Annotated in this window: 28 protein-coding genes; 16 read left to right on the forward strand and 12 right to left on the reverse strand. The window is 64.7% G+C overall.

Features of this window, described 5'->3' with window-relative positions:
- Positions 1 to 87 precede the first annotated feature (87 nt).
- Positions 88 to 786: a hydrolase gene (locus I6L33_RS20675; RefSeq protein ID WP_216973260.1), complete on the reverse strand. Its 699-nt coding sequence runs from the start codon at positions 784 to 786 to the stop codon at positions 88 to 90.
- A gap of 94 nt (positions 787 to 880) precedes the next feature.
- Here I6L33_RS20675 and I6L33_RS20680 point away from each other — a divergent pair, with 94 nt between their 5' ends.
- On the forward strand, positions 881 to 1,522 hold the full coding sequence (locus tag I6L33_RS20680; RefSeq protein WP_216973261.1) for a TetR/AcrR family transcriptional regulator: 642 nt from the start codon (positions 881 to 883) through the stop codon (positions 1,520 to 1,522).
- Between the two features lie 139 nt (positions 1,523 to 1,661).
- On the opposite strand, the gene I6L33_RS20685 is transcribed toward I6L33_RS20680, so the two are convergent.
- The 3 genes from I6L33_RS20685 to I6L33_RS20695 form a co-directional block, all read right to left on the reverse strand.
- Positions 1,662 to 2,438, reverse strand: a complete 777-nt coding sequence (locus I6L33_RS20685) for an ABC transporter substrate-binding protein (RefSeq protein ID WP_017787967.1) — start codon at positions 2,436 to 2,438, stop codon at positions 1,662 to 1,664.
- Between the two features lie 56 nt (positions 2,439 to 2,494).
- Positions 2,495 to 3,715, reverse strand: a complete 1,221-nt coding sequence (locus I6L33_RS20690) for a winged helix-turn-helix domain-containing protein (RefSeq protein ID WP_216973262.1) — start codon at positions 3,713 to 3,715, stop codon at positions 2,495 to 2,497.
- A 133-nt stretch (positions 3,716 to 3,848) separates the two neighbouring features.
- Positions 3,849 to 4,487: a class I SAM-dependent methyltransferase gene (locus tag I6L33_RS20695; RefSeq protein ID WP_216973263.1), complete on the reverse strand. Its 639-nt coding sequence runs from the start codon at positions 4,485 to 4,487 to the stop codon at positions 3,849 to 3,851.
- 217 nt (positions 4,488 to 4,704) lie between these two features.
- Here I6L33_RS20695 and I6L33_RS20700 point away from each other — a divergent pair, with 217 nt between their 5' ends.
- The 7 genes from I6L33_RS20700 to I6L33_RS20730 all read left to right on the forward strand — a co-directional run bounded on the left by I6L33_RS20700 (position 4,705) and on the right by I6L33_RS20730 (position 11,170).
- Complete coding sequence (locus tag I6L33_RS20700) at positions 4,705 to 5,349, forward strand: thermostable hemolysin (protein WP_017764978.1); 645 nt, start codon at positions 4,705 to 4,707, stop codon at positions 5,347 to 5,349.
- Complete coding sequence (locus tag I6L33_RS20705) at positions 5,346 to 6,812, forward strand: AMP-dependent synthetase/ligase (RefSeq protein ID WP_216973264.1); 1,467 nt, start codon at positions 5,346 to 5,348, stop codon at positions 6,810 to 6,812. The genes I6L33_RS20700 and I6L33_RS20705 overlap by 4 nt, the downstream gene beginning before the upstream one ends.
- Positions 6,809 to 7,468 (forward strand): TenA family transcriptional regulator, encoded by a 660-nt coding sequence (locus I6L33_RS20710; RefSeq protein WP_216973265.1) that lies wholly within the window; start codon positions 6,809 to 6,811, stop codon positions 7,466 to 7,468. The genes I6L33_RS20705 and I6L33_RS20710 overlap by 4 nt, the downstream gene beginning before the upstream one ends.
- Positions 7,465 to 8,310 (forward strand): SDR family oxidoreductase, encoded by an 846-nt coding sequence (locus tag I6L33_RS20715; protein ID WP_005298312.1) that lies wholly within the window; start codon positions 7,465 to 7,467, stop codon positions 8,308 to 8,310. Before I6L33_RS20710 ends, I6L33_RS20715 begins: the two co-directional genes overlap by 4 nt.
- Before the next feature lies 1 nt (position 8,311).
- Positions 8,312 to 8,950 (forward strand): tetratricopeptide repeat protein, encoded by a 639-nt coding sequence (locus I6L33_RS20720; protein WP_216973266.1) that lies wholly within the window; start codon positions 8,312 to 8,314, stop codon positions 8,948 to 8,950.
- A gap of 82 nt (positions 8,951 to 9,032) precedes the next feature.
- Positions 9,033 to 9,722, forward strand: a complete 690-nt coding sequence (locus I6L33_RS20725; RefSeq protein WP_005298307.1) for a response regulator — start codon at positions 9,033 to 9,035, stop codon at positions 9,720 to 9,722.
- Positions 9,719 to 11,170 carry an ATP-binding protein gene (locus tag I6L33_RS20730; RefSeq protein WP_017780549.1) on the forward strand — a complete coding sequence of 484 codons (1,452 nt, stop codon included), beginning with the start codon at positions 9,719 to 9,721 and terminating at the stop codon, positions 11,168 to 11,170. The genes I6L33_RS20725 and I6L33_RS20730 overlap by 4 nt, the downstream gene beginning before the upstream one ends.
- A gap of 42 nt (positions 11,171 to 11,212) precedes the next feature.
- On the opposite strand, the gene I6L33_RS20735 is transcribed toward I6L33_RS20730, so the two are convergent.
- Complete coding sequence (locus tag I6L33_RS20735) at positions 11,213 to 11,710, reverse strand: ATP-dependent zinc protease (RefSeq protein WP_216973267.1); 498 nt, start codon at positions 11,708 to 11,710, stop codon at positions 11,213 to 11,215.
- Positions 11,711 to 12,116: 406 nt separating this feature from the next.
- Between I6L33_RS20735 and I6L33_RS20740 the strand changes: the two genes are divergently transcribed.
- The 6 genes from I6L33_RS20740 to I6L33_RS20765 all read left to right on the forward strand — a co-directional run bounded on the left by I6L33_RS20740 (position 12,117) and on the right by I6L33_RS20765 (position 17,738).
- Positions 12,117 to 13,160: a GMP reductase gene (locus I6L33_RS20740; RefSeq protein ID WP_216973268.1), complete on the forward strand. Its 1,044-nt coding sequence runs from the start codon at positions 12,117 to 12,119 to the stop codon at positions 13,158 to 13,160.
- A 94-nt stretch (positions 13,161 to 13,254) separates the two neighbouring features.
- Positions 13,255 to 14,466 (forward strand): elongation factor P maturation arginine rhamnosyltransferase EarP, encoded by a 1,212-nt coding sequence (earP, locus tag I6L33_RS20745; protein ID WP_216973269.1) that lies wholly within the window; start codon positions 13,255 to 13,257, stop codon positions 14,464 to 14,466.
- 45 nt (positions 14,467 to 14,511) lie between these two features.
- Entirely contained in the window at positions 14,512 to 15,078 is a 567-nt protein-coding gene (gene efp / locus I6L33_RS20750; protein WP_005298294.1) for an elongation factor P, read from the forward strand.
- Between the two features lie 139 nt (positions 15,079 to 15,217).
- Positions 15,218 to 15,844 (forward strand): DUF2238 domain-containing protein, encoded by a 627-nt coding sequence (locus I6L33_RS20755; protein ID WP_216973270.1) that lies wholly within the window; start codon positions 15,218 to 15,220, stop codon positions 15,842 to 15,844.
- 67 nt (positions 15,845 to 15,911) lie between these two features.
- Positions 15,912 to 16,664 (forward strand): DUF3530 family protein, encoded by a 753-nt coding sequence (locus tag I6L33_RS20760; RefSeq protein WP_054545388.1) that lies wholly within the window; start codon positions 15,912 to 15,914, stop codon positions 16,662 to 16,664.
- 117 nt (positions 16,665 to 16,781) lie between these two features.
- Positions 16,782 to 17,738, forward strand: coding sequence for a D-2-hydroxyacid dehydrogenase (locus I6L33_RS20765; RefSeq protein WP_017780553.1), 957 nt, complete (start codon positions 16,782 to 16,784; stop codon positions 17,736 to 17,738).
- Between the two features lie 61 nt (positions 17,739 to 17,799).
- Here the strand turns inward: I6L33_RS20765 and I6L33_RS20770 are convergent, their stop codons facing one another.
- Entirely contained in the window at positions 17,800 to 18,267 is a 468-nt protein-coding gene (locus I6L33_RS20770) for a YMGG-like glycine zipper-containing protein (RefSeq protein WP_005298287.1), read from the reverse strand.
- A 209-nt stretch (positions 18,268 to 18,476) separates the two neighbouring features.
- Positions 18,477 to 20,036, reverse strand: a complete 1,560-nt coding sequence (locus I6L33_RS20775) for a diguanylate cyclase (RefSeq protein WP_216973271.1) — start codon at positions 20,034 to 20,036, stop codon at positions 18,477 to 18,479.
- A 288-nt stretch (positions 20,037 to 20,324) separates the two neighbouring features.
- On the opposite strand from I6L33_RS20775, the gene I6L33_RS20780 reads away from it, so the two are divergent.
- Positions 20,325 to 20,927: a nitroreductase family protein gene (locus I6L33_RS20780; protein WP_017780555.1), complete on the forward strand. Its 603-nt coding sequence runs from the start codon at positions 20,325 to 20,327 to the stop codon at positions 20,925 to 20,927.
- 46 nt (positions 20,928 to 20,973) lie between these two features.
- Here the strand turns inward: I6L33_RS20780 and I6L33_RS20785 are convergent, their stop codons facing one another.
- Positions 20,974 to 21,624: an HAD-IA family hydrolase gene (locus I6L33_RS20785; protein WP_216973272.1), complete on the reverse strand. Its 651-nt coding sequence runs from the start codon at positions 21,622 to 21,624 to the stop codon at positions 20,974 to 20,976.
- Positions 21,621 to 21,866, reverse strand: coding sequence for a hypothetical protein (locus I6L33_RS20790; protein WP_017764966.1), 246 nt, complete (start codon positions 21,864 to 21,866; stop codon positions 21,621 to 21,623). The genes I6L33_RS20785 and I6L33_RS20790 overlap by 4 nt, the downstream gene beginning before the upstream one ends.
- Before the next feature lie 116 nt (positions 21,867 to 21,982).
- Between I6L33_RS20790 and I6L33_RS20795 the strand changes: the two genes are divergently transcribed.
- Positions 21,983 to 22,891: a LysR family transcriptional regulator gene (locus I6L33_RS20795; protein ID WP_005298273.1), complete on the forward strand. Its 909-nt coding sequence runs from the start codon at positions 21,983 to 21,985 to the stop codon at positions 22,889 to 22,891.
- A 57-nt stretch (positions 22,892 to 22,948) separates the two neighbouring features.
- Here the strand turns inward: I6L33_RS20795 and I6L33_RS20800 are convergent, their stop codons facing one another.
- The 3 genes from I6L33_RS20800 to I6L33_RS20810 form a co-directional block, all read right to left on the reverse strand.
- The gene (locus I6L33_RS20800) at positions 22,949 to 23,905 is read right to left on the reverse strand and encodes a sensor domain-containing diguanylate cyclase (RefSeq protein WP_010633159.1); all 957 of its coding nucleotides are present in this window, start codon (positions 23,903 to 23,905) and stop codon (positions 22,949 to 22,951) included.
- Between the two features lie 162 nt (positions 23,906 to 24,067).
- Positions 24,068 to 24,730 carry an excalibur calcium-binding domain-containing protein gene (locus I6L33_RS20805; protein ID WP_216973273.1) on the reverse strand — a complete coding sequence of 221 codons (663 nt, stop codon included), beginning with the start codon at positions 24,728 to 24,730 and terminating at the stop codon, positions 24,068 to 24,070.
- A 116-nt stretch (positions 24,731 to 24,846) separates the two neighbouring features.
- A complete protein-coding gene (locus I6L33_RS20810) occupies positions 24,847 to 25,413 on the reverse strand; it encodes a cysteine hydrolase family protein (RefSeq protein WP_043171221.1) in 567 nt (188 codons plus the stop codon).
- Between the last annotated feature and the right edge of the window lie 16 nt (positions 25,414 to 25,429).

Genomic DNA, 25,429 nt, shown 5'->3' on the forward strand with positions numbered 1-25,429 from the left:
AGTGCCCGGTTTTTTATGTTCATCTCTGCTGCTCATCTCCGCCCGATAGCAGGCCAGCCGTTTGATGAGACAGCTTTCAACATCCCTTCACCAGAGCCGCGGTGCCGGCTCACGGCCGTTTTCCGCGTAGTAGAGCGACGGCAGAAACTGCGCCAGATAGCTGAATTCGCTGTAGCAGTGGCGCATCAGATTGAAGCCTATCTCGTCCGGCACCTCGTCAAGCGGATTGGTGCAGGCCTTGCCCAGCAGGAAGCGGCTGCGCAGCACACAGCCGTATGGGGTATCGCGCGCCAGGTGCAACATCTCACCATCCAGCGGCGCCCCGTTCTCATCCAGCGCCACCTCATCGCCAAAGCCGATACGGGCACAGATGGCGGCAGAGAGAGCCTGTGTCTCCCGCGCCTCCTGCAGCGGCTGCGGGGCGAACACCTCTTCGGCGCCGTGGAACTTGAGGCGAGCCGCCACCGGCGGCAGCTCGGCAAGCCACTCCACCGCCTCTATGCTGGCTCCCACATAACGCTCACCTCTCTTCCAGTGATGATCCCAGCCCCGGTGCTCGACGTGGTCGTGGGGGTGCCACCACCGGATGTGCTGGGTCGTCTCGAAGAAGGTGAACCACCAATCCAGCATGCGCCCCTTGCAGCCGTGCAGATCGGTGCGGATGGCGACCGTCAGCAGGCCCTCGGTGCTGCGGGTCAGGCCCATTTCCAGGCGCAGCGGCTGCGGTCTTAGCAACTCATTGATGTCATGGACGCCCCAGGGGGCAAGCAAGGCGGAAGTATTCATGATGAGACTCCGATAAATTTAGGAAACGAAGTTCGTTTCTTAAATTACGCTATGCCTGTATGCTGAGTCTGTCAATGCTTTCCAGGAGCCCATCATGTCACAGCAAACCGATGAAGAGACACGCTCACGAGGCCGTCCGGTCACCCCGGAAGCGGACCTGCGTGCCGCCCTCGCCGAGGCAACGCTGACCTTGCTGCTCAAGGGAGGATACGGCGCCACGACCGTTGATGCGGTGGCCAAACAGGCGGGGGTCGCCAAGAAGACCCTCTACCGCTTTGCCGCCAACCGCGACGAACTGGTGGCGCAGGCGGTGCGCAGCTGGACCGATGCCTTTCAACCCGCATTCGAGCAGGATGCCACTCACCCAGGCGCCCTGGGGGAGATGCTGGAGCAGGGCTTGCAGGCGATTGCAGATCAGGTGCTGAGTGCTCAGGCGGTGGGCATGTTCCGGCTGCTGCAGCATGAGTTCACGGGGCGCGATACCCTGTTGATGGCCTATCAGGAGAACGGTATTGCGCGCGGCAGGGCGACGCTGGCGGCGTGGTTGCAGCGCCAGCAGCAACTGGGCTGGTTGCGCGAGCTTGATTCAGCCCAGACCAGCGATCTGCTGCTGGCGATGACCATGGCGGAGCCGCTGCGCCAGATGGCGCTCGGCTTGCTGGCGCCGGGCAGCGATATCCGCGCGCGCATCGCCGCCGCCGTTGCTCTGGTCCTGCCCGGCCTGGTACGAGGGTAAAGCCCCCTCGGCCAGGAGGCCGCGTCACGGCAAAGGGCGAGATGACATCAGAACGCGAAACCTGCCGAGAAGTTGCCGCCCCAGTCAGCGCCATCACAGCCATAAAAAACCGGGCATCAGGCCCGGTTTTTTATGGTCATCACTCCATCGGCGGCAAAAAACGGCGCATCACCTCGTCGCTGTAACCGCTGTCCTGAAACTCGATCAGCAACTGGTTGAGGCGGGTCACCAGCTCATAGGAGCGCGGCGACCCCTTGCTCACCAGCAGATAGAAGCCCTTGCGGCTGGGCAGGGCGAGGTGGAGCAGCCCGCTCTCGCTCTGGTAGATGCCAAGGCCGATACCGCTCATCAGGGGTTCAATCTCGCTGGGCAAAAAGTCACAGCGATCGCGCCCCAGCATGTCCAGCGCCTGCTGCAACTGCTTGAGCCGTCGCGGCTCCTGCGCCAGCCCGTAGGGGGCATAGTTGTAGCCGAGCACCCCGCACACCCGTGAGCGATTGACCGTCTGCAGATCGGGCGCCTCGGGGAAGCGCCGCTTGAGGTAGAAAAATCCGAGGTGGGTGTAGTAAAGCGGCACGCTGTAGAAAGCATATTCCGCCCGCTCCGGCTTGTAACTGGCGTCCCAGGTCAGCTCGCACAAGCGGTTCTGGCGATAGTCGGCCAGCTCCTGCTGCACCCTTGCCCAAGGCAGATAGCGGATCTTGTAGGACAAACCGAGCCGCTTCAGGGCCTCGAGCACCTGGGTTGTGGCAGAGCCGGTGAGACGGCCGGTATCGGGCACGCCATCCTTGCGCTCCCAGTAGGTGAAGGGGGCCCACTCGTTGCCCTCCCCCAGGCAGATCTGCACCTCGGGCTGGGCCGCCTCCACCAGCCCGGTCAGGCCCCATCCCAGCAGCAACAACATGGCTCGCGTCATTGTCTCCCTCCTTCGCCTCCCTTGCAGCTTAGTGCAGACGGGGGTGATGCTCCCCGTCAGGGTGCCCCCTCCTGCCACAGGGCCAGCAGGGGCGCGGGGATGGCGCCGTAGCGCAAGGTCGGAGTCTGGTGCCAGTCGGCCAGCCGCTGCAGCGCTTTGGCCAGCTCCTGCGCCAGGGTCCGGGTCACCCTGACCCCCGCCTCCAGATAGAGGCTCTTTATCTCGAAGGTCTCCTGCTGGCGATGGGCCTTGGCGTCCATCCTGCCCACCAGCTTGCCGCGATGCAGCAGCGGCAGCACGAAGTAGCCGTACTGGCGCTTGGGGGCCGGGGTGTAGCACTCGATGCGATAGTCGAACTGGAACAGTTCGCTGGCCCGCTTGCGATCCCAGACCAGCGGATCAAACGGTGACAGCGCCGTGGTGTGGCTGGCCTTGAGGGTGCCAGCCTGAGCCCGGGCCAGCTCGTCCGCCAGCGAGGCGTGCACGAAGGCGCCGTGCTGCCATCCCTCCACCCGCACCGGCAACAGTTCTCCCTCGTCCGCCAGCTGGTGGAGCAGGGCGTCGTATTTGCCGCGTCGCAGCCGATAGTAGTCGGCCACCCAGCCGGTCTTGACCAGCCCCAGCGCCCGGCAACTGGCTCGCACCATGTCCCTTTGCGCCTGTTCCGGGCTCGGCAGATCCCGCTCGTCGCGCCACTCGGGCATCACCCGCTCGGCCAGATCGTAAACCCGCTGGAAGTTGCGCCGCTCGCGCACCATCAGCTGGCCTGCGGTGAACAGCACCTCCAGATGGCGCTTCTCCGGCTTCCAGTCCCACCAGCCATTCCCCTTGCCCCCCTTGCGTTCAAAATCGGCCGCCCGCACCGGGCCATGCTGGCGAATGCGCTCGATGATCTCGCCGATCTCCTGCTGATGGGTGGCGAGCCAGTTGGCCGAAAACTTCCAGCCCATGGCGGCGGGATCCAGCATGCGGTGGCGCAGCAGGCGGTAATCCTCCCGCGGCACGAAGCAGGCCTCGTGGGCCCAGTATTCGAAGATATTGCCCTCGGCCAGCAACTGCTCCAGCCAGCCTGGTTCGTACTGCCCCAGCCGGCTGAACAGCACCAGGTAAGGGCTGCGGGCCACCACCGAGATGGTGTCTATCTGCAGCAGCGCCATGCGGCGGATGGTGGCCAGCAGATCGGCCGGTTTCGCCTTGCCACGGCGCGGCGTCAGCAGCCCTTGGGCCGCCAGTTGTAGATGGCGGGCATCCTGTAGTGAAAGATGGGGAATCGACATGACGAACCACTCCTTGGTGTCGGGATACGGGCGGTTGGCAACGCTTGGGGGTCAATACAGGGAAACAGGCAGGCGGATCCCGCCAATCAGGCCCTCAGCATGCCCAAGCCGCCACCAAATGGAAATGCCCCGTTCAGGGTTTGGTGAACACCGCCACATCCTGATGGGGAAACTCAACCTCTGCCTGCCAGCGGTCTGCTAGGGCACGAAAGGAGGCTTCGGCAAAGAAGACGATGTGAGTCGGATCGTGGCGATAGCGCCACTGCCGAAAGCGCTCGTCCCCCAGCACCCGCTGGGTCTGCAGCACCAGCAGGCCGCCGGGCTTGAGGCAGCCCCACAGCGTCTCCAGCACGGCGCGCGGCTCGGCGATGTGCTCGACCACCTCGGTGCTGGTGATGAAGTCATACTGCCGCGTCAGCAATTCGGGCTCATCGGCATAGAACTTGTCGTAGCCCGCCATCTGGTAGCCCGCCTCCCGCCCCATGGCGATGAGCGCCGGGCCCGGGCCGCAGCCAAAATCGAGGCCACTGGCCGGCGGAGGCAGCCGGCGTTGCACCTCGCCGAAGGCTCGCAGCAAAAAGGCGCGATAGCGGGGGTCATCCACCTGGTTGTCGTGGCCGTCATAGACCGCCTTCTCGCGCTCGGGATCCAGGTGCTCGGCCGCATCCAGCCAGACCAGCTCGCAGACCCGGCAGCGATGGTACAGCTTGCCGGCCACCGGCAGCTCATAGGCATCGGTGGCGCAGCAGAGCGGGCAGGATAAGGGGGTCATGGCATCTCCTCTCGAAAGCGGGGCGGGCAGAAGTGGCCGCAGCTTGCCTGCCAGGCTGGCGGCTGACAAGGTTTTTGTCCGGCCGCCCCGCAATCGGGTCACAGCTTTACCTCTCTTTTCAATCAGTTGCCTCTGTGTGAAACAGATTTTTTACCTCTTAAGGGTTTCTTAAGTTTGCCCCTTTAGTCTGATGACAATCGACAAGAAGGAGCCATCCATGACCACCGACATTCAAGCCCCCTATCGGCTGGCGCTGGCCGATACCCCGCAACAGGTCATGGCACTGCAGGGCTACATCCAGGCGGCCTACAGCCAGGAGTTCAACGCCCGCATTCCCCATTTTCTGCCCTGCCTGCTCGGCCTCTACCGGGCCGACGGCCTGCTGGTCGGCGCCTGCGGTCTCAAGCTGGCCGGCAGCGAGCGCCTCTATCTGGAACAGTATCTGGAACAACCCATCGAGGCCGCCATTGAAACCCGGCTCGGCGCCCCCGCCCGGCGAGATCGCATCGTCGAGGTGGGCAACCTCGCCTGCAGCGAGCCCGGCAACGCCCGCCTGATGTTTGCGGCGCTCTGCCGTCTGCTGTGCGACAACGATCTCGATTATGTTGTGTTCACCGGCACCGCCAAGCTGCGCAACAGCTTCCACCGCCTTCACCTCACCCCGGTGGAGCTGGCCCCCGCCCAGGCCGACAAGGTGGGTGACGACGCCAGCGCATGGGGCGCCTATTACCACTGCCAGCCCAAGGTGATGGTCGGCGACCTCGGCCTCGGACGGCAAGCGCTGGCACAGGGCAGCCTGCTGCTCTCCCTGCTGGCCCCCATGCCCTCCCTGTTCAACTGCCCGCACCGGAGCGCCTTATGATGCTGTTTGACCAAATCGCCTACTTCGCCCGCCAGACGCCCCACAGCCCGGCCCTCGCCAACAGCCAGCACAGCCTCAGCTACGAGGCGCTGTGGCAGCAGTTGCCAGCGCTGGCCGACCGCCTGCAGATGGCCGGGATCAGCCGACTGGCGCTGCAACTGGACAACGGCCTGCCCTGGGCGCTCATCGATCTCGCCTGCGCCATGGCCGGTATCGTGGTGATCCCGATCCCCCACTTCTTCAGCCTGGAGCAGCAGGAGTGGTTGCTGGAGAGCAGCGGCGCCGATGCCCTGATCGGCCCCCACCATCCGGGCTGGCAGGCCAGCGAACCGCTGACGCTCGCGGTCGGTGAGCTGCCGCTGTGGCGCCGTACGCCTGCCCGGCTGCCCCCCCTGCCGGCCGGCACCGCCAAGATCACCTATACCTCCGGCACCACAGGCCAGCCCAAGGGGGTCTGCCTGTCGCTGGCCCAGATGATGGCGGTCTGCAGCTCGCTGGCCGAACGGGTCGCCCCGGCCAAGGTTGAGAAACACCTGACCCTGTTGCCGCTCACCACCCTGCTGGAAAACCTCACCGGTCTCTACGTGCCACTGCTCACCGGTGCCTGCAGCCGCATCCCTTCGCTGGCAGAGCTCGGCTTTGCCGGCTCCAGCAAGCTGGATCCGGCCACCCTGGCCCAGGCCCTGCTGCGCTGGCCCACCCACAGCCTGGTGCTGGTGCCCGAGCTGCTGCGCCTGCTGCTGGCCCTGTGCAGCGCCAACCCGGCGCTGGCCGAGCAGCTGGCCGGCCTGCGCTTCGTCGCGGTGGGCGGCGGCAAGGTCTCGCCCGAGCTCATCAGCCGGGCCCGCAAGCTGGGGCTGCCGGTCTACGAGGGATACGGCCTGTCGGAGTGCGGCTCCGTCGTGGCCCTCAACGGCCCCGACGGCCACAGCCTGGGCAGCGTCGGCCAGCCACTGCCCCACTGCCGGGTATCGATCGCCGCCGACGGCGAGATCCTGGTGGAGGGAGCCGCCATGCTCGGCTATCTGGGCAGCGACGAACCGGCGCCAACACGGGTCACCACCGGCGATCTGGGCCACCTGGATGATGAGGGCTATCTGCACATCACCGGGCGCAAGAAAAACGTCCAGATCACCGCCTTTGGCCGCAACTTCTCCCCCGAGTGGGTCGAGGCGGAAGCCCAGCTCTGTCCGGCCATCGCCCGCATCGTGATCTTCGGCGACGGCCAGCCGGCCAACGTCGCCCTGATCCAGCCACTGCCCGGCGCCGACGCCCAGCTGGCCCAGCAGATCGAGCAGCTCAACCATCGCCTGCCCGACTATGCCCGCATCCATCACTGGCTGCCGGTGGCGCTGGATCAGCATCCGGAGCTGTTGACCGCCAACGGCCGCCCCCGTCGCGAACGGATTTATCACCACTTTTCCCGGCAGATCAGCCAATGCCTTACAGGAGAGACCTCATGAGCTTCTATCAAGTGCTGCAACAAGCCACCGCCCCGGCCCGGGAGCATCTGTTCAACGCCCCCATCATAGAGGCGTGCCGCAAGGGGGAGATCTCCCGCGACATCTACCTGCGCTTCCTCGCCCAGGCCTTCTATCACGTGCGCCACACTGTGCCGCTCTTGATGGCCACCGGCGGCAAGCTGGGCCAGGAGTACGAGTGGGTGCGCGGCGCCATCAAGGAGTACATCGACGAGGAGTACGGCCATCAGGAGTGGATCCTGAGCGACATCCGCGCCTGCGGCGGCGATGCCGAAGCGGTGCGCCACGGCCAGCCCGAGCTGCCCATCGAGCTGATGGTGGCCTTTCTCTATGACCAGGTGCAGCGCGGCAACCCCATGGGCTTCTTCGGCATGGTACAGGTGCTGGAGGGGACCAGCGTCGCCATCGCCCTGACCGTGGCCGACCAGCTCAAGGCGGGCCTCGGCCTGCCGCCCCAGGCCATGAGCTACCTGAGCTCCCACGGCGCACTGGATCAGGATCACCTCAAGTTCTTCGAATCCCTGATGAACCGGGTGGAAGCCCCGGCCGATCAGGCGGCCATCATTCACTCGGCCAGGGTGGTCTACCGCCTCTACGCCGACATGCTCTATCAACTGACGGAAAACCAGACATCATGAAGCTTGAAGGAAAACTCGTGCTGCTCACGGGCGCCAGCGGCGGGATCGGCGAGGCGCTGGCCCAAGAGCTGGCGGCCCAGGGAGCGCACCTGTTGCTGCACGGACGCAGGGCCGGTGCACTGGAGCGGCTGTGCAAGGAGCTGCCGCACCCGGAGCGCCACCAGACGGTGATCGCCGATCTGGGCTCGCCCCAGGAGCGGGCCAGACTGCTGCAGCACCCGGCGCTGGACGAGGGGCTGGACGTGCTGATCAACAACGCCGGCTGCAACCAGTTTGCCTGGCTGGAAGATCAGAGCAGCGAGCAGGTCGAGCGCCAGCTGCTGCTCAACGTCGAGGCGCCGATCCAGCTCACCCGCATGCTGCTACCCCGTCTGCGCAAGCCTGCGGTGATCATGAACATCGGCTCCAGCTTCGGCGCCATCGGCTACGCCGGCTACAGCGTCTATTGCGCCAGCAAATTCGCCCTGCGCGGCTTCAGCGAGGCACTCGGCCGCGAACTGGAGGGAACCGGCATCCAGGTGCTCCACTTTGCCCCCCGAGCCACCCGTACCCGCCTCAACTCGGAGGCGGCCTACGAGATGAATGCCGAGCTCGGCACCCACACCGACAGCCCGCAGGACGTGGCCGAGGAGGCCGTCATCGCCCTGTGCAACGAAACCCGCCGCAGCTGGCTCGGCTGGCCGGAGAAGCTGTTCGTGCGGCTCAACGGCCTGTTGCCCGGCCTGGTCGACCGGGCGCTGGCCAGGCAAAAACCCATCATAGAGCGCTATGCCCGCCACCCGGCGCCCGCTGCCGGCACGTCGGGGCACGCCACTTCCGTCATGACAGAGAAGGAACGTTAAGATGAAGCACGCCACTTTCCGCCCCCGTTTCACCCACGGCGCCCTCCTGCTGCTCATGCTGGGCTCGGGGATGGCCCAGGCCGCCGACGCCCTGCCCGCCATCCAGCAGCAGTGGGCCGTCTGTCAGTATCAACAGACCGGCAAGGCCAAGGAGAGCTGCCTCGAACAGCTGAGCAGCGAGGCCGATCAGGCCAGCGCCAAGGAGGCTTTTCGCACCGATCTGCTGATCTGGTCGGCCATCGTCAAGAGCACCTGGGCCGGCGCCAAGGGCGGGCTGGGTGCGCTCGGTCTGGTCAAGGAGGCCAAGGCCAAGCTGGAGATCGCCCTCAGGCAGGACCCCAAGGCACTGGACGGCTCCGCCTACACCAGCCTGGGCTCGCTCTACTACCAGGTGCCGGGCTGGCCGGTGGGCTTTGGCGATGACGAGAAGGCCGAGCAGCTGCTCAAGCAGGCGCTGGCCATCAACCCGACCGGCATCGACCCCAACTTCTTCTACGGCGACTTCCTGCTGGATCAGGGCCGCAAGGCCGAGGCCAAGGGCTATCTGGAGAAGGCGCTGGCCGCCCCGCCCCGACCGGGTCGCGAGCTGGCGGATCTGGGTCGGCGCATCGAGATCCGCGACCGCCTCGACAAGCTGTAAATCCGTTCGGGATCAGCGGGCTATTTAAACTCTGCCCACCAGCTTGCATACTGGTGGGCAGCGTCTTTTGAGGGGAATAACAATGCGGATCCTGTTGGTGGAAGATGATGTGATGCTGGGCGACGGCATGGTGGATGCCCTGCGCAGCAGCGGCTACACGGTGGACTGGCTGCAACAGGGACTGCCCGCCCTGTCGGTGCTCAAGAGCGAGGAGTTTGCCGCCCTCATTCTGGATCTCAACCTGCCGGACATCGACGGCATCAGCCTGCTGCGCAAGCTGCGCCGGGAAGGGCAGACGCTGCCAGTGCTGATCCTCACCGCCCGCGACGCCCTGGACGACCGGGTGCTGGGGCTGGATGCGGGCTCCGACGACTACATGGTCAAGCCGTTCGCCCTGCAGGAGCTCAACGCCCGCCTGCGCGCCCTGGTGCGCCGCAGCAAGGGCCAGGCCCAGGCGGTGCTCGAGTACGGCGAGCTGCAGCTCTATCCCGAGTCCCAGCAGGTCACCTATCGGGGCGAGCCGGTCAAGCTCACCCCCCACGAATACAAGCTGCTGCAGGAGCTCATCACCCAGAGCGGCCGGGTACTGAGCAAGGATCAGCTGCAGCAGAGCCTCTACGGCTGGGACGAGGGGGCCGAGAGCAACGCGGTGGAGGTGCACATTCACCATCTGCGCAAGAAGTTCTACAGCGACCTCATCCGCAATATCCGCGGGGTCGGCTACATCATTCCCCAGCTTGAACAGGCCCAGCGCCGGGACGGCCGGGCATGACGCGTCCCCGCTCCATCCGCCGCTTTCTGCTCTCCGGCATCCTGGCGCTGGTCAGCGCCAGCCTGGCCGTCAGCGCCCTCATCGGCTATCTGGAAGCGAGCCACGAAATGGAGGAGCTGTTCGATGCAAGGCTCGCCCAGTCGGCCCGCATCACCAACCAGCTGCTCGGCCGCTATCTGGAACAAAACGGCGAGCTGCCCGCCAACGGCACCGTCTATCAGGAGTGGGAGCAGAGCAACCCGGAGCCGTGGCAGAAAGACAAGAGCTTCAACCTGCGGGGGGAAGACAGAGAGCTCACCCCCTTCGGCCACGAGTTCGAGCGCAACCTCTACTTCCAGCTGCTGAGCGAGCAGGGCGGCATACTGCTGCGCTCCCCCAGCGCCCCCAGCCAGCCCCTCGGCACCCTGGCCCCCGGCTTCAACAGCGTCACCAAGGACAACCACGAGTGGCGCACCTTCACCCTCTACAACCAGGATGCGCAGACCTGGCTCATCGTGGCGGAGCGGGACGACGAGCGCAGCGAGCTGGCCAGCAAGATGGCTACCCTGACCATGCTGCCGCTGCTCATCACCCTGCCCTTCCTGCTCGGCCTGTTGTGGTGGCTCATCTCCCGCGGACTGGCGCCGCTGCGCCAGCTGGCCCAGGCCATCGGTGAGCGCCACCCGGCCAACCTGAGCCCGCTCAACCTGAAGATCCGGGCCCAGGAGCTGACCCCGCTCACCAACGAGATCAACCGGCTGATGTACGCCCTTGCCGACACCATAGAGCGGGAGAAGCAGTTCACCAACGAGGCGGCCCACGAGCTGCGCACCCCGCTGGCGGTGCTGCGCATCCACAGCGAGAACGCGCTGGCCGCCGAGGATGCCGAGAGCCGTCAGCAATCCCTGCAGAAGATGCTGCTGGCGCTCGATCGCAGCGATCGGCTGCTGCGCCAGCTGCTGACCCAGGCCCGCATCGACAACCAGCAGGGGCTGGAGCTGAGCGAGCTCAACCTGAACCAGCTGCTGCAGGGCACCCTGGCCACCCTGGCCCCCATCGCCCTGAAAAAGGATCAACAGCTGTCGCTGGAGGGCACCGAGCAACTGACGGTGATGGGGCAGGCCACCCTGCTGGAGCTGATGTTCAGCAACCTCATCGACAACGCCCTGCGCTACACCCAGGCGCAGGGCGAGATCGTGGTCGAGGCGTGCCAGGAGGGGCACAGGGTCAGGGTCGACATTCGCGACAACGGCCCCGGCATCCCCACCGCCGCCCTGTCGCGCCTGTGCGAGCGCTTCTTTCGGGTCAATCCCCAGCAGGGGGACGGGGTCGGCCTCGGCATGGCCATCGTCTCGCGCATCGCCCAGCTGCACGGCGCCGATCTCGACATCCACAACCGGCCAGAAGGGGGGCTGGAGGTGAGCGTGCTGCTGCCCGCCCCTGCCCGCCAGACCCAACCAGCGCAATGAGAAACGGGGGCCTGGCCCCCGTTTCTCATGCTGCTATTCGCCTCAGCGACAGCTCGGCTGCACCGTGAAGGTGCGGCTCGAATCCACTGCGCCGAGATCCGCCAGCAGGCGGCGTCCCAGCAGCACCGGATAGATCATCTTGCTGCGATCCCGCAGGGTGAACCACTCCTCGTACACCTTGTCGCCCAAACAGATGGACATGGTGACCGTGGGGCGCTGCTCCATGCCGCCGGCGCCACGCACCGTCACCATGTGCTCCACCGGCCGCTCCAGGGTCTGGCTCACCTGCCGGTCAGTATTGGCATCGGTCACCAGCAGGGTAAAGCGCACCCAGGGCTTGCCGTCACGCTTGAAGTGGCGCAGATCCCGCGCATCGAGCGAGGAGGTGAGCGCCCCGGTATCCAGCTTCATCTTCACCGCCACCCCGCTCGGCATGATGAGCCCCTTCTCAATCCAGCCATAGATGGCGGGCGCCGGCGCGGCGAGGGCCGGCAGGGCGAACCCGGCCAGCAGCAGCGGTATCATTCGCAATCGGATCATGTCTACTCCTTGTCAGGACGGGGCCGACACAGGCCCGAGCCGCCCAGAGTGGGGATGGAAGGCGCCGCTGTCAACCGCTGAAAAGCACGGCAGACCAGCGAGTGACGAGTGGCCGGATGCGGTGCGTCAGCAGCCTGCGGTGACGGAGCAGAACAGAGTCATCAGAAGCTGACCTGGCAGGCAAGGAGGGAGGCAAGATTGGCGTTGGATGAAACCCGAGGCTGTGCTCAGGTTGTGACGCCAAAGGCTACCACAAGGCTTCGCGAATTATCAGTCTTGTTCCGGAGGGATTTTTGCCTACACTGTTGTAAACCGGAGGCCCTGAAAACCACCGGTTTTTTTGTGCCTGCCGAAAAGTTGCCACTGCAAAGTGACCTATCAAACAAGGCTCAATAAGGAATTCGTAATGCGTATCGAAGAAGACTTGAAGCTCGGTTTCAAGGATGTCCTGTTCCGCCCCAAGCGCTCTACTCTCAAGAGCCGTTCCCAAGTCAGCCTGACCCGCCAGTTCACCTTCAAGCATACCCAGACCCAATGGCAGGGCGTGCCCGTCATCGCCGCCAACATGGATACCGTCGGCAGCTTCGCCATGGCGCGTACCCTGGCCGGCTTCGAGATGATGACCGCAGTACACAAGCACTACAGCCTTGCGCAGTGGCAAACCTTCGTGAGCGAAACCGACCCGGCGCTGCTGGGCCATGTGATGGTCTCCACCGGCACCTCCGAGGATGACTTCAACAAGACCCGCCAGATCCTGGCCATGTCCGAGGCGCTGCGCTTCATCTGCGTCGACGTGGCAAACGGCTACTCCCAGCACTTCGTCGAATTCGTGCGCAAGATCCGCGAGGCCTGCCCCAACCACGTCATCCTGGCGGGCAACGTGGTGACCGGCGAGATGGTGGAGGAGCTGATCCTCTCCGGCGCCGACATCGTCAAGGTGGGCATAGGCCCGGGTTCGGTCTGTACCACCCGGGTCAAGAGCGGCGTCGGCTACCCGCAGCTCTCCGCCATCATCGAGTGTGCCGATGCGGCCCACGGCCTGGGCGGCCAGATCGTCGGTGACGGCGGCTGCACCTGCCCCGGGGATGTGGCGAAGGCGTTTGGCGGCGGCGCCGACTTCGTGATGCTGGGCGGCATGCTGGCGGCCCACGAGGAGTGCGGTGGCGAGATCGTCGATGTAGATGGCGAACCCTTCATGAAGTTCTACGGCATGAGCTCGTCCAGCGCCATGGACAAGCACGCCGGCGGCGTCGCCGAGTACCGCGCCTCCGAGGGCAAGACGGTGCTGCTGCCCTACCGCGGCCCGGTGGAGAACACGGTGCGCGATATCCTGGGCGGCGTGCGTTCCACCTGCACGTATGTGGGGGCCAGCCAGCTGAAGGAACTCACCAAGCGCACCACCTTTATCCGGGTGCGCGAGCAAGAGAACAACGTCTACGGCAAGGAGTAACTCGCCGCAGCCACCGTCACGCGCTGACGGTTAGAAGCCAGCCAACCGGTGTGCTACCCTGCGCACCGGTTTTTTGCATCTGGAACCCCACGACATGACAAGCCCCCTCCCCCCGTTTGACTGGGACATCTTCTGCTGCGTAGTGGACAACTTCGGTGACATCGGTGTCACCTGGCGGCTGGCCCGCCAGTTGAAACAGGAAGGAGCGCTCCCGGCACAGGAGAGTGAGGTTCAGGTGCGGCTCTGGGTGGACGATCTGGCGAGCTTCGCCCGCATCTGCCCTGGGCTAGACCCGGCGTTGGAGAGCCAGTGGGTCGACGGCATCCATATCCAGCACTGGCACGAGACCCTGCCGGCGGACACCATCCCGGCCCGGGTGGTGATCGAGGCGTTCGCCTGTGAACTGCCCGCCCCCTTCATTGAGCGAATGGCGAACCAGCCCAGGCCCCCCTGCTGGCTCAACCTCGAATACCTCTCGGCCGAGAGCTGGGTCGAGGATTGCCATGGCCTCGCCTCACCCCAGCGTCTCGAGAGCCAGAGTCTCGGCAGCCTGAGTCTCAACAAATACTTCTTCTTCCCGGGCTTCACCGCCAGAACCGGCGGCCTCTTGTGCGAGCGCGGTCTCATCGTCGAGCGCGAGCGCTGGCAACAGGATAAGGCGGGCCTTGCCGCCTACTGGGCGAGCCTGGGCCTGCCCCCCAAACAGGAGCTCGAGCTGCGGGTCAGCCTCTTTACCTACGAGAGCGCCGCCCTGACCAGCCTGGTCGAGAGCTGGTGCCAGGGCGCCACGCCCGTCACCCTGCTGCTGCCGCTCGGGCGCTCCCTCAACGACGTGCTCACCGGCGCCGGGCTGGCAGATGCCGTCCCCACGGCCCGGGCGGGGGATCTGCTGCGCGTGGGCAACCTCACCATCAAGCTGCTGCCGATGACCGATCAGGCCGGCTACGATCGGCTGCTGTGGAGCTGCGATCTCAACCTGGTGCGCGGCGAAGACTCCTTCGTGCGGGCCCAGTGGGCTGCCCGCCCCTTCCTCTGGCATATCTACCCGCAGGAAGAGCAGGCGCACATGGTCAAGCTGGACGGCTTTCTCGACCACTATCTGGCAGAGCTGCCCACCGCCACCGGCCAGTGGCTGCGCGGTTTCAGCCATGCCCTCAATCAGGGGGAAAATACCCGTGAATGGTGGGCCCAATGGCCGGATCACGCCGCGATATGGCAGCAACATGGGCGACACTGGTCACATAAGCTGCTCCAGGACGGGGATCTCGTCACGAGGTTGGTGAAATTTTTAGAAAGCCGTATATAATCTGGCAGTTTTTATCCGTCCGTTTCACGAACAGGAATTTTTTACATGAAAACCGCACAGGAAATCCGCGCTGGTAACGTAGTCATGATCGGCACCGAGCCGATGGTGGTCCAGAAGGCTGAATTCAACAAATCCGGCCGTAACTCCGCCGTGGTCAAAATGAAGCTGAAAGGCCTGCTGAACGGCAGCGCCACCGAGACCGTCTTCAAGGCCGACGACAAGCTGGACGTTGTTCAGCTGGAACGTAAAGAGTGCACCTACTCCTACTACTCCGACCCGCTGTACGTATTCATGGATACCGAATACAACCAGTACGACGTCGAGAAAGACAACCTGGGTGACGCGCTGAACTACCTGGTAGACGGCATGGAAGATCTGTGTGAAGTGACTTTCTACAACGAGAAAGCCATCTCCGTAGAGCTGCCGACCACCATCGTGCGCGAAGTTGAGTACACCGAGCCGGCTGCCCGTGGCGACACCTCCGGTAAAGTGACCAAGCCTGCCCGTCTGAAGGGCACCACCTACGAGCTGGCCGTTGCCGCCTTCGTAGAGATCGGTGACAAGATCGAAATCGATACCCGCACCGGTGAGTTCAAGCGTCGCGTCAACTAAGTTGACCCCTTGGATCAGTGGTAAAAAAGCGAGCCGTCGGCTCGCTTTTTTTATGGGCGTATCGGCCCCCTGGCTGTATTCGCGGCGCAAACATGGCTAAATGGGGCATGCTGGTTTGTGCCATCCTCCGGAGCGCCCCATGACATCCCTGCACAAAGCGCTGTTACTGCTGTTGACCCTGCTACTGCTAGTCCTCTCCGGCTGGCAACCCTATGACAGGGCGACCTGGCTGATGGAGGTCGCGCCCGTGCTCATCGCCATGCCGCTGCTTGTCCTGACGCACCGCTCTTTTCCGCTCACCAGCCTGCTCTATCTGTGCATCACCCTGCACGCCATGGTACTGATGCTGGGCGGCGCCTACACCTATGCCCGCGTCCCGCTCGGGTTCGAACTGCAGCAGTGGCTCGAGCTCGGTCGCAACCCCTATGACAAGATTGGCCACTTCTTCCAGGGCTTCGTGCCCGCCCTGGTGTGCCGTGAGATCCTGCTGCGCGGAGGCTATGTGCAGGGCCGGCGCATGCTGGCGTTTCTGGTGGTCTGCGTGGTGCTCGCCATCAGCGCCACCTACGAGTTCATCGAGTGGGGAGCCGCCCTCGCGCTCGGTCAGGGGGCGGATGAGTTTCTCGGCACCCAGGGCGATCCCTGGGATACCCAGTCCGACATGTTCTTCGCCCTGATTGGCGCCGTCACTGCCCTGCTGCTGCTCTCCCCCCTGCACGACCGCCAGCTGGCCAGGCTCGCCAGCACCGACCGGCCGTCACCCTAGCGCTGCCACTTACCCCTTCAGAAAACCGGCCTGGTGCCGCTAACCCGAATAACCGGGGGAGCGCACTATGACCAGACTGTTCTTATCACTGCTGTTACTGACCCTGCTGGCAGGCAACCCCTTGCAGGCCAGCGAGGGCACACCGCTCACGCCCCTCGACTACTGGCAGAACAGCGACTGGCAGGGGCTGCCCAACAGCACCCAGATCGACAAGCAGACGGTGCTGTTTGCCAAGCACGACAGCGACAGCTATGTGGGGCTGGCCATCCTCTTGCCCGACTGGCAGCGCAGCGGCCAGCTGTGGCAGCTGACCCGAGCCCTCGGCCGGCTCGGCTTCGATACTCTGCTGCTGCTCCCCTCGCCCCAGCAGACCGAACTGGACCCCGCCGCCGAGAAGAAACAGCAGGCCATCGACGACTTTCGCAAGCAGTTCGCCACCCGCATCAGCAAGCTGGGGGACGCCAAGCTGCAGGAGGGGGGCTTCAAGCTGATACTGGCGCAAGGCACCGGCGCCGCCTGGGCCACCAACCTCATCGCCAGCGAACAGCTGCCCGCCCCCGATGCGCTGGTGCTGCTCGACGGCTTCTTCCCCGACCAGCAGAGCAACCAGATCTTCGCCAAGGAGATCGCCCAGGCCACCATGCCGACCCTCGACCTCTATCAGGAGGATGGCGGACGCTGGCCACTGCTGGCCGCCGAGGCGCGCAGAAGCGAGAGCCGCCGCAGCCACAAGCTCAACTACCGCCCCTACGCCCTGCTGGAGCTGGATGAAACGCCGACCCGGATCCAGGGCTGGCTCACCCACCTCGGCTGGCTCTGACCCCAAAAATGCCGTCTGTCTCACATCCGGCGCGATTGCCAAGGCCTTGAGGTGCAGCAAACTGGCCCTCGGCCGCCGATGTTTGGCATCATGGACGCCTCAACGGCAGGAGGCTTCATGCAGCAAATTGTGTTTCTCGACAGCGATACCCTGGATACCGGCATCACCCTGCGCCACCCCGACTTTCCCCACCACTGGCAGAGCTACCCGAGCACGGCCCCCGAACAGGTAGTGGCGCGGCTCAAAGACGCCAGCATCGCCATCATCAACAAGGTGCGCATCGGCGCAGCCGAGCTGGCCCAGCTGCCGGAGCTCAGACTCATCGCGCTGGCCGCCACCGGCAGCGACAACGTGGATCTGGAGGCGTGCCGCGCCGCCAACGTCGGCGTCTGCAACATCCGCAACTACTCGGGCCCCTCGGTGCCGGAGCACGCCATGGCGCTGATGCTGGCCCTGGCGCGCAACCTCTTCTGCTGGCGCCAGTCGCTGCTGGAGGGGCGCTGGCAGCAGAGCGGCCAGTTCTGCTTCTTCGATCACCACATCACGGATCTGCACGGCAAGCGGCTCGGCATCATCGGCAAGGGGACGCTCGGCCAGGCCCTCGGCGAGCGGGCCAGGGGGATCGGCATGGAGGTGCGTTACGCCCAGAGCCAGGTCGGTGCCAGCCACGACGAGGATCGGCTGCCGCTGGACGAGCTGTTGCAAAGCGCGGACGTCATCAGCCTGCACTGCCCGCTCACCCCCTATACCCGCAACCTCATCGGCGAGCGGGAGCTGGGGCTGATGAAGCCGGGTGCCCTGCTGATCAACGTCGGCCGCGGCGGTCTGGTGGACGAGGAGGCCCTGCTGCGAGCGCTGGCCAACGGTCGCCTCGGCGGCGCCGGTTTCGACGTGGCGAGCGTCGAGCCGCCGCCCCCCGACCACCCCTTGATGAAGGCGCTGCAGTACCCCCACTTCATCCTCACCCCTCATGTGGCCTGGGCCAGCGAGGAGTCGATGCAGCGCCTCGCCGATCAGCTCATCGACAACATCAACGCCTTCGCCGAGGGGCGCCGCCAGCACCGGCTGGTGTGACCCCTCTGGCGACCAAAACAAGAGAGGGGCCCGTCGGCCCCTCTCTCAATGCTGGCGGCGATCAATCATCGTCGTGCCATCTGTGTTTCTTGTGCTTCTTGTGTTTCTTGTAGTGCCTGTGATCATCGTCGTAGTAGCGATCGTTGCTCTTGTGGCCATCCCCGGTCTTGGCCCCGATGGCAGAGCCGCTGGCCCCGCCGACGCCGGCCCCGATCAGTTGACCCGTGCTGCCGCCCACGCTCTTGCCGATGGCGGCCCCGCCCAGCGCCCCGACGGCCCCGCCGAGGGCAGCTTCATTCTTGTTGCCCTTGTTGGCCGTGGCCGCGCCACCGGCCGCCCCGCCCAGTGCCGCCCCCACCAGGGCGCCGGTGTCACCGCCCAGCTCCTTGCCGATCATGGTGCCGGCCACGCCGCCCGCACCGCCGCCCAGGATGGTGTTGAGGGTCTCCGACGCCTGCGCCGCACCGCTGGCCAGCAGCAGTGAGCCCAACAGGGCCAGGGCGCGCATGCCGTGCTTGTTCATCTCCATGGGGTACTCCTGTCAAACCTGATTAATTTCCCCGAACTATACGATTCCCGGCAAAGGGCGCCACTGTCGCAGCAGAGCGACACCGCCTCCCGCGCCGCCTTCGATGTCGGTCAATTAGCTCATAAGATATTGAATATAAATACGTAAATGACATCAGATGGAAATTGGACAGCGAACGGTGCTGAGGCCCACCGAGCGGCAGCGGTCGCTTAGCCGTTATCCATATGACAGGATCTGTCAGCATCTCCGTCCGGCCGGGGCCACTGCGTCAGCGACCAGCCGTCGCGCCCCAGCCGTTTGCTCCGGTAGAGGCACTCGTCGGCCCGCTCGAACAGCAGGGTCCCGTCCTCCGGGCAGTGGGCGCCGCCCACGCTCAGGGTCACCGCCTCGTGAAACTCGCGCCAGCGCTGGTTGCGCACCCTGGTCAGCAACCGGGTCAGCCCCGCCTCCAGCTCGCCGCGCGGCCAGGGCAGCAGGGCGGCAAATTCGTCACCCCCAATCCGGAAGACGCCGCCACTGCCAAGCTCGCTCACCAGCAGCTCGGACACCCGGCAGAGCACGCCATCCCCCACCGCATGCCCCCAGCTGTCGTTGATGCGCTTGAAGTGATCCACGTCGAACAGCAGCAGCCAGTGGGGTGTCGCGCGCTCTTCCAGCTCGGCGCGACGCTGGGTGAAGGCCCGCCGGTTCATGATGCCGGTGAGGGGATCGTGCAGCAGCGCATCCTGCCCCTGCAGAAAACTCGCCCGCACCTGATCTATCTCGCTGAGGCTGTCGTGTACGAACCAGGTCTTCAGCCGGCCGGGTCTCCTGGCCTGGGTCGGATCCCGCACTATGCCGGTCAGCGAGCCCGCCACCAGCGCCTGCTCCTGATTGAACACCCGCACCAGAAAGTTGATGCTGCAAAACCAGATGGCAAACAGCAGGAGCAGCGGCAGCGCCACCATCAGCAGGGCTTCTTCAAGGTCGTCATGAAACAGCCTTGGCGGCAGATAGATGTTGAGATCCCAGTCGATATCCTCCAGCTCGCGGCGCAGATGGCTGCCGTGCCAGATCACCGCCAGCCCCTTGTCCGCACCGCCCGGCTCGGCCGCTGACGGCTGATAGAGCCCCATGTTGCTGCCCACCACCAGCTTTCCGTCCTCCCGCGCACTGATGTAGATGGCCGCCCGGTTGCTGCCCATGGCCCGCTGCAACGCCTGTTCGATGGTGTTGAAGGACATGTCGACCATCAGCAGGCCGAGCAGTTGATCGTCCAGCCCCTTTACCCGCTTGATGAGGGTCAGGATCGGCTTTTGGGTGTCGAACGCCGGATAGGGGCCGAACCAGACGAGATCCGCCCCCGGCATCGACAACGCCCGATACCAGGGCCGGCTGGCGGCACGATACTCGACCGGCTGCAGCCAGGCCGGGTAGCTGCTGAGGCGATCCGTCTGCGGGTGATAGAAGTAGATGTAGTGGCTGTCGCGCTTGATCTGGTGGGCAATGGCCCAGAGCGGGTTGTCGGCCGGCTCGCCGCGGGCGATGGCGGCCTTGTCCAGCGATGCCTCCAGCACGGCGATCTGACGCTGGTTGGCCAGCACCAGTTCGTGGATCAGGGCCGCTTCGAGGGAGGAGAGCATGTGACCGTAGCCGGTCACCGTCTTGTCGATGCTGCGCAGATAGCTGGCCATCGCCAGGGTGAGGGTGACCACCAGCACCAGGGCCCCCAACAAGAGGGTAAACGAGGTCAACAGATAATAACGCCGACTAACCAACCACTGGATCATCAACACTCCGCAACAAAAACTGAAATGCGAGAATTTTATGGTGCTCAAACGGAATTATTCATTGATTGATATCAGCCTGATTTCGGCTAACTGACAAAAAACACATAAACGTGATACTGCTCATCCATACGGTAGATATGTATATCAACAAAAAGTAAAAACAGTGACCACTGTGCGTTGACGGCTAACCCGCAAGAGGGTGTTATAGTCTACAACTCGAGCAATCGGAGCCGGATGGCCTTGCCAAGGATCACCGAAGACGATTCCCCGTCAAACAAAGGAGATGTTATGAGCAGTCCGTTTATCGAACAGATCAAAGTACGTCGTACCATCTATGCCCTGGGTGACCAGGTTTCCCATACGCCGGAGCAGCTGACCGCCCTCATCCAGGACGCCATCAAGCACAGTCCCTCCTCGTTCAACTCCCAGAGCTCCCGCGCCGTCATCCTGTTTGGTGCCCAGCATCACAAGCTGTGGGATATCGTCAAGGCAGAGCTGAAGAAGATCGTGCCGCCGGAAGCCTACGCCCAGAGCGAAGCCAAGGTGAATGGCAGCTTCCGCGCAGGTGTCGGCACAGTGCTGTTTTTCGAAGATACCGACGTCATCAAGGATCTGCAGCAAAAATTCGCCCTCTACGCCGACAACTTCCCCATCTGGTCGGAACATGCCACCGGCATCGCCCAGTTTGCGGTCTGGACCACCCTGGCCCAGGAGAAGATCGGCGCCTCCCTGCAGCACTACAACCCGCTCATCGACGAGGCGGTGCGCAAGGAGTGGAACCTGCCCGCCAGCTGGCTGCTGCGCGCCCAGATGCCCTTTGGCAGCATCCAGCAACCGGCCGGTGACAAGACCTTCATGGACGACGCCGTGCGTTTTCGCGTGTTCAAGTAATAGTCCCGTCGCCAGTCAGGCCCCCGCTCGCGGGGGCTTTTTGTTGTCAGGTGAGCAGCGTCAGCTGCAGACCCTCAGCCTCCACCACCACGCTCACCTGGCGCCAGTCCTGGATCAGGGCGCTGATGCCGGGACTGAGCCGCTGCCTGCCCCCCACCTGTACCACGCGGCAACCCGCCCGCAGGGCGCTGCTGATGCCGGCGGGCGCATCTTCAAACACCAGGCAATCGGCGGCGGCCAGCCCCAGGTGCTCTGCCGCCAACAGATAGGATTCGGGATCCGGCTTGCCGTGTTCTACATCCTCGGCCCCCACCAGCAGAACGGGCAGCGGCAGACCGGCGCTGCGCAATCGATGCCTGGCCACCCGCTGACTGGCGGAGGTCACCACTGCCCAGCGCTCGACGGGCAGACTTGCCAGCAGGGGCCGGGCGCCGGCGAGGGCCTCGGCCTGGCCAGTGTGATGGATCTCGAGATCGTCGAGCAGGGCCACCTCCTGCGCCAGGTCGAGCTGCGGAGCCAGGGTGCGGATCACCTCCCGCGAGCGCACCCCGTGGCACATGGTCAACACGGGCTCGGGATCCAGCCGGTGGCGGCGACACCAGAGCCGCCACACCGTCTCCACCTCGCCGGTAGAGTGCACCAGGGTGCCATCCATGTCCAACAGCAGGGCGCGGGCCCGCAGCGTGAGCATGCTCATGAAACGGCTCCGGCCACGGCGGGTTCGGCCCCGGCCAGGATCTCGCCGAAGGCCCGCCGCTGGGCAGCCTGCTCATAACAGGCCAGCGCCTGCTCGGCATTGCTCGCCCAGACTTGCAGCGGACCCACCGCAAAGCCCTGCTGCAACAGGCTGGTCAGCAGCTCCCCCGTCTCCGGTGCAGCCAGCGGCTGGGCCAGCACCAGATCTCCCTTGATCAAAAACAGATAGCGTTCGGCAGGCATGAATGACTCCTTGTTAGCAAGCTGACGGGGCCGACAGGGCCCGCTTCAGGTCTATTAGAACAAGGCAGTTAGATAATTTATAATCACAAAATGGCCACTTTCGATAACCAAACAGAATGAAATTCGATTTGAGACAGTTGCAGGCCTTCGTGACCCTGGCGGAGACCGCCAACTACCGGGAGGCCGCCAACCGCCTGTTCATCACCCAGCCGGCGCTCACCAAGCAGATCCAGGGGCTGGAGCAGACCCTCGGCAGCACCCTGTTCAACCGGGGGCGTCACGGCGCCGAGCTGACCGCCATCGGCACCCAGCTGCTCACCCAGGCCAGGGCGCTGGTCGAGCATGGCAAGGGCTTTGAGCGCCACGCCCTGGCGCTGGCCAGCGGCATTGCCGGGCGACTCAAGATTGGTTTCGGGCTGTCGAGCTTTGCGCTGGCGCCGGCGCTGGTGGCCCGCTTCAAACAGCAGGCCCCCGATGTGATGGTGCACCTGCAGGACATGACCTCCGCCATCCAACAAGAGCGGCTGCTGTCGGGCCAGCTGCAGCTCGGCTTCATGCGCCGGCCCCAGGCCCCGCAGCTTAGGGAGCACAGGCTGCTGACCGACCGGCTGGTGCTAGCGGTGCCGACCCAGATGACGCAGCCGGATCCGGCCGCCTTCGACATCGAGCAAGCCTTGGCCAGCCAGCCATTGCTGCAGATGGTGGGGCACCGCTGCCCCGGCCTCAGCCAGCAGATCGCCAGCTTCCTCGGCGCCAACCGGCTGACTGGCATGGTGCAGGAGGCGGAAGATATCCAGACCCTGGTGGCGCTGGTGGCCGCCGGCATCGGCAACGCCATCCTGCCTCGCAGCGTTAGCTTCATCGCGGGCCGGGACGTCACCCTCTATCCCCTCTCCGGCCCCTGCTCCGAGTGGGAGATAAGCCTGGTGTGGAACCCCGACTTTGCCGACCCGATCCGCGACCGTTTCTTGCAATTGGTCGTCGATGCCCATCCCGAACCGCAGCCGGCCGGGCAACAGCGTTAACAGCAAGCAGAGTCGTTCATAGAGAGCAGGGTCGCAGGCAGGATAAAACGAAGAATATCAGGGGGATGGCAGGGCACTGCAGCTGACGCTGTGGCAGCGATTCTTGCCCCCCTGCTTGGCCAGATAGAGCGCCATGTCGGCGGCGCTCAGCAGCTCCTCCTCCGAGGCGCGGGCCTGCTGCGGCAGCAGGGTGGCGATGCCGACGCTGGCGCTGAGCCTAAGGGTGTCCGCCCCCTGGATCAGCAGCTCGCCGATACCGAGACGAATGGCCTCCCCCATGCGGGCGGCGGCCTCGGCCCCGGTGTTGCCGAGGATCAGGGCAAATTCGTCGCCGCCGAAACGGCTCGGCAGATCGGTGGCTCGCTGGCAAAAGGTGCTCAGCAACCGGCCCACCTGCTGCAAGAAGTCATCCCCCACCTGATGGCCGAAATGGTCGTTGCACAGCTTGAAGTTGTCCAGATCCAGCATGATGAAGGAGAGCGGGGTCTGTTCGCGCATGCTGCGCCGCCACTCGTTGTGCAAAAAGCTGTTGAACAGTCGTCGGTTGGCCAGCCCGGTCAGCGGATCGTGCAGGGAGAGGTAGGCCATATCCAGCTCCTGCAGCTTGCGCTCCGTGACGTTGATGTGGCTGATGGTGTAGAACTCGACCTCGATACCCGGGATGGCGGAGACCCGCATCATGAACCAGCGCTGGGTGTCCGGGCTGTGACAGGGGTACTCCAGATGAAAGTGCTGCTGTTCATGACGCAGCACCCGCCGGATCCCCTCCGCCGCCATCAGGGCCAGCGGCTCCACCGAGTTGTCGCACACCCGCAAGTAGTTGACCCCCAGCCAGTCATAGCCTGCCGGCATGCCATTCTGCTCGGCAAAGCGATTCCAGGCGAGGTTGGTGTAGTGGATGACGCCATCCCGGTCGATCACCGAGATCTGCTCCTCCAGCGAATTGAGCAGCGCGGCCAGGTATTGCGCCCGATCGGAGAAGTGAAACAGTGAGCCCTGAAAATAGTCCGCCATGACCGCACTCCTCACCCAAAAACGACGTCCCCGGCATGACCGCGACAACCAGAGCCATCCCGGCCCGCCCGCGTGTTGCCAATGACCGGGGCCACACCTGCCATGACCCGACCAACAAGATAATGATAGATGATCAACGACTTGAGTCGGCCTCCGAGTCCGCTAGTGGCCACACCACTGCCGCTCGCAGGGGATGCCGTCGCCCTCGCCGTCCATCCTGGTATTGGGGCAGTTTTGCAAAAACCAGGTCGCCTCCTCGCAGGAGGTCATCTGGGAGCAGTATTGCCGACCGTCGCACTGGCGGACGAAGGTGGCGGCCTGCTGCGGGCTGTCCGAGGGGTTGGCCTCTGCCTGGCTGAACGAGGAAGTGGAGGTAGGTGAAACCGACTCAACCGAAAAACGGGAGTAGAGGGAGAAGATCCCGATCAGCACCAGCAGCGGGATGAGCTTGCCGAGCCAGTGGCTGCGGCGCCGGTTGGCGGGGCGAGGACGCGTGTGCTGCGGGGTAGGCCCGCTGCTCGCCGGGATGCGATTGCCCTCCGACATGCGGCGACCCGCCGGAGTGGGTCGACTCTCATTGCCGTCTGCCAGCGACAAGGGACGCTCGGGGAAAAAAACCTGCTCGGCCCTGGGCTTGCCATCCTGGCCGGCCCCCACCAGGTAGGAGACCCGCTCCCCCGCCATGGGCGGCAGGCCGTCGCACCTCAGTGCCGAGATGTGCACGAACAGTTCAGCCCCTTTCGGGGCACCCTCCCCCTGCTCGGGTGCGATAAAACCAAAGCCGCGCGCTTCGTTCCAGCGCACGATCCGTCCCTGATAACGCATGTCCCCATCCTTGTGGCCATCGATGCTCGCTTCATGTTGCCCAAAATGGCTGCGGCCCGACAGGGGGCCGCAGACAAAATGTCAAAACAGTGAGCAAGCTCCGCCTGCCGCCGGGATCAGGCCAGCTGGGCCACCTTGATGATCTCGGCGATGCGACCGAGCAGACGCAGCGAGGCGTGGTGCTCGTTGGCATCCGCCGCTGCGCAGGCATCTTCCAGGATGGTGATGGCGTAATCCCGATCGTGACCCTCCCGCGCCGCCGCCTGAATGGCCCAGCCGGTACTCACCCCGCACAGATAGAGGTGCTCGATGCGATTGGCCCGCAGCGCCGGCTCCAGCGCCGTGCCGTAGAAGGGGCTGACCCTGGGCTTGGTCAGCACCAGATCGCCGGGTTGCACGTCCAGATCAGGGTGAAAGTCGGTGCCGGGATCGGCCAGCGACAGCGCCCCGAACTGGTGGGCCCGGCCAAACATGGGGGAGCCCTTGGGCTGCAGCAGATAGTGCGGGTCAAAGCCCACCTTGACCTGCACCACCAGCCAGCCGTGGGCGCGGGCATGGGCCAGCGCCTGGTTGGCGTGCGCGATGGCGTCCTGCTCCAGCACATGGGCCGCCGAGGCGGCGATGCGCCCGTCCGGGTGGGCGATGTCGTTGATGAAATCGATCACCAGCAATGCCTTGTTCATGGGCTCTCCTCCCTCA

Source organism: Aeromonas sp. FDAARGOS 1403 (assembly GCF_019047325.1).
GTDB lineage: Bacteria > Pseudomonadota > Gammaproteobacteria > Enterobacterales > Aeromonadaceae > Aeromonas > Aeromonas dhakensis.

Excerpts from the sequence above, each read along its gene's own strand:
- I6L33_RS20675 (WP_216973260.1), bottom strand. The coding sequence starts at position 786 with ATGAATACTTCCGCCTTGCTTGCCCCCTGGGGCGTCCATGACATCAAT.
- I6L33_RS20680 (WP_216973261.1), top strand. The coding sequence starts at position 881 with ATGTCACAGCAAACCGATGAAGAGACACGCTCACGAGGCCGTCCGGTC.
- I6L33_RS20685 (WP_017787967.1), bottom strand. The coding sequence starts at position 2,438 with ATGACGCGAGCCATGTTGTTGCTGCTGGGATGGGGCCTGACCGGGCTG.
- I6L33_RS20690 (WP_216973262.1), bottom strand. The coding sequence starts at position 3,715 with ATGTCGATTCCCCATCTTTCACTACAGGATGCCCGCCATCTACAACTG.
- I6L33_RS20695 (WP_216973263.1), bottom strand. The coding sequence starts at position 4,487 with ATGACCCCCTTATCCTGCCCGCTCTGCTGCGCCACCGATGCCTATGAG.
- I6L33_RS20700 (WP_017764978.1), top strand. The coding sequence starts at position 4,705 with ATGACCACCGACATTCAAGCCCCCTATCGGCTGGCGCTGGCCGATACC.
- I6L33_RS20705 (WP_216973264.1), top strand. The coding sequence starts at position 5,346 with ATGATGCTGTTTGACCAAATCGCCTACTTCGCCCGCCAGACGCCCCAC.
- I6L33_RS20710 (WP_216973265.1), top strand. The coding sequence starts at position 6,809 with ATGAGCTTCTATCAAGTGCTGCAACAAGCCACCGCCCCGGCCCGGGAG.
- I6L33_RS20715 (WP_005298312.1), top strand. The coding sequence starts at position 7,465 with ATGAAGCTTGAAGGAAAACTCGTGCTGCTCACGGGCGCCAGCGGCGGG.
- I6L33_RS20720 (WP_216973266.1), top strand. The coding sequence starts at position 8,312 with ATGAAGCACGCCACTTTCCGCCCCCGTTTCACCCACGGCGCCCTCCTG.
- I6L33_RS20725 (WP_005298307.1), top strand. The coding sequence starts at position 9,033 with ATGCGGATCCTGTTGGTGGAAGATGATGTGATGCTGGGCGACGGCATG.
- I6L33_RS20730 (WP_017780549.1), top strand. The coding sequence starts at position 9,719 with ATGACGCGTCCCCGCTCCATCCGCCGCTTTCTGCTCTCCGGCATCCTG.
- I6L33_RS20735 (WP_216973267.1), bottom strand. The coding sequence starts at position 11,710 with ATGATCCGATTGCGAATGATACCGCTGCTGCTGGCCGGGTTCGCCCTG.
- I6L33_RS20740 (WP_216973268.1), top strand. The coding sequence starts at position 12,117 with ATGCGTATCGAAGAAGACTTGAAGCTCGGTTTCAAGGATGTCCTGTTC.
- earP (WP_216973269.1), top strand. The coding sequence starts at position 13,255 with ATGACAAGCCCCCTCCCCCCGTTTGACTGGGACATCTTCTGCTGCGTA.
- efp (WP_005298294.1), top strand. The coding sequence starts at position 14,512 with ATGAAAACCGCACAGGAAATCCGCGCTGGTAACGTAGTCATGATCGGC.
- I6L33_RS20755 (WP_216973270.1), top strand. The coding sequence starts at position 15,218 with ATGACATCCCTGCACAAAGCGCTGTTACTGCTGTTGACCCTGCTACTG.
- I6L33_RS20760 (WP_054545388.1), top strand. The coding sequence starts at position 15,912 with ATGACCAGACTGTTCTTATCACTGCTGTTACTGACCCTGCTGGCAGGC.
- I6L33_RS20765 (WP_017780553.1), top strand. The coding sequence starts at position 16,782 with ATGCAGCAAATTGTGTTTCTCGACAGCGATACCCTGGATACCGGCATC.
- I6L33_RS20770 (WP_005298287.1), bottom strand. The coding sequence starts at position 18,267 with ATGGAGATGAACAAGCACGGCATGCGCGCCCTGGCCCTGTTGGGCTCA.
- I6L33_RS20775 (WP_216973271.1), bottom strand. The coding sequence starts at position 20,036 with ATGATCCAGTGGTTGGTTAGTCGGCGTTATTATCTGTTGACCTCGTTT.
- I6L33_RS20780 (WP_017780555.1), top strand. The coding sequence starts at position 20,325 with ATGAGCAGTCCGTTTATCGAACAGATCAAAGTACGTCGTACCATCTAT.
- I6L33_RS20785 (WP_216973272.1), bottom strand. The coding sequence starts at position 21,624 with ATGAGCATGCTCACGCTGCGGGCCCGCGCCCTGCTGTTGGACATGGAT.
- I6L33_RS20790 (WP_017764966.1), bottom strand. The coding sequence starts at position 21,866 with ATGCCTGCCGAACGCTATCTGTTTTTGATCAAGGGAGATCTGGTGCTG.
- I6L33_RS20795 (WP_005298273.1), top strand. The coding sequence starts at position 21,983 with ATGAAATTCGATTTGAGACAGTTGCAGGCCTTCGTGACCCTGGCGGAG.
- I6L33_RS20800 (WP_010633159.1), bottom strand. The coding sequence starts at position 23,905 with ATGGCGGACTATTTTCAGGGCTCACTGTTTCACTTCTCCGATCGGGCG.
- I6L33_RS20805 (WP_216973273.1), bottom strand. The coding sequence starts at position 24,730 with ATGCGTTATCAGGGACGGATCGTGCGCTGGAACGAAGCGCGCGGCTTT.
- I6L33_RS20810 (WP_043171221.1), bottom strand. The coding sequence starts at position 25,413 with ATGAACAAGGCATTGCTGGTGATCGATTTCATCAACGACATCGCCCAC.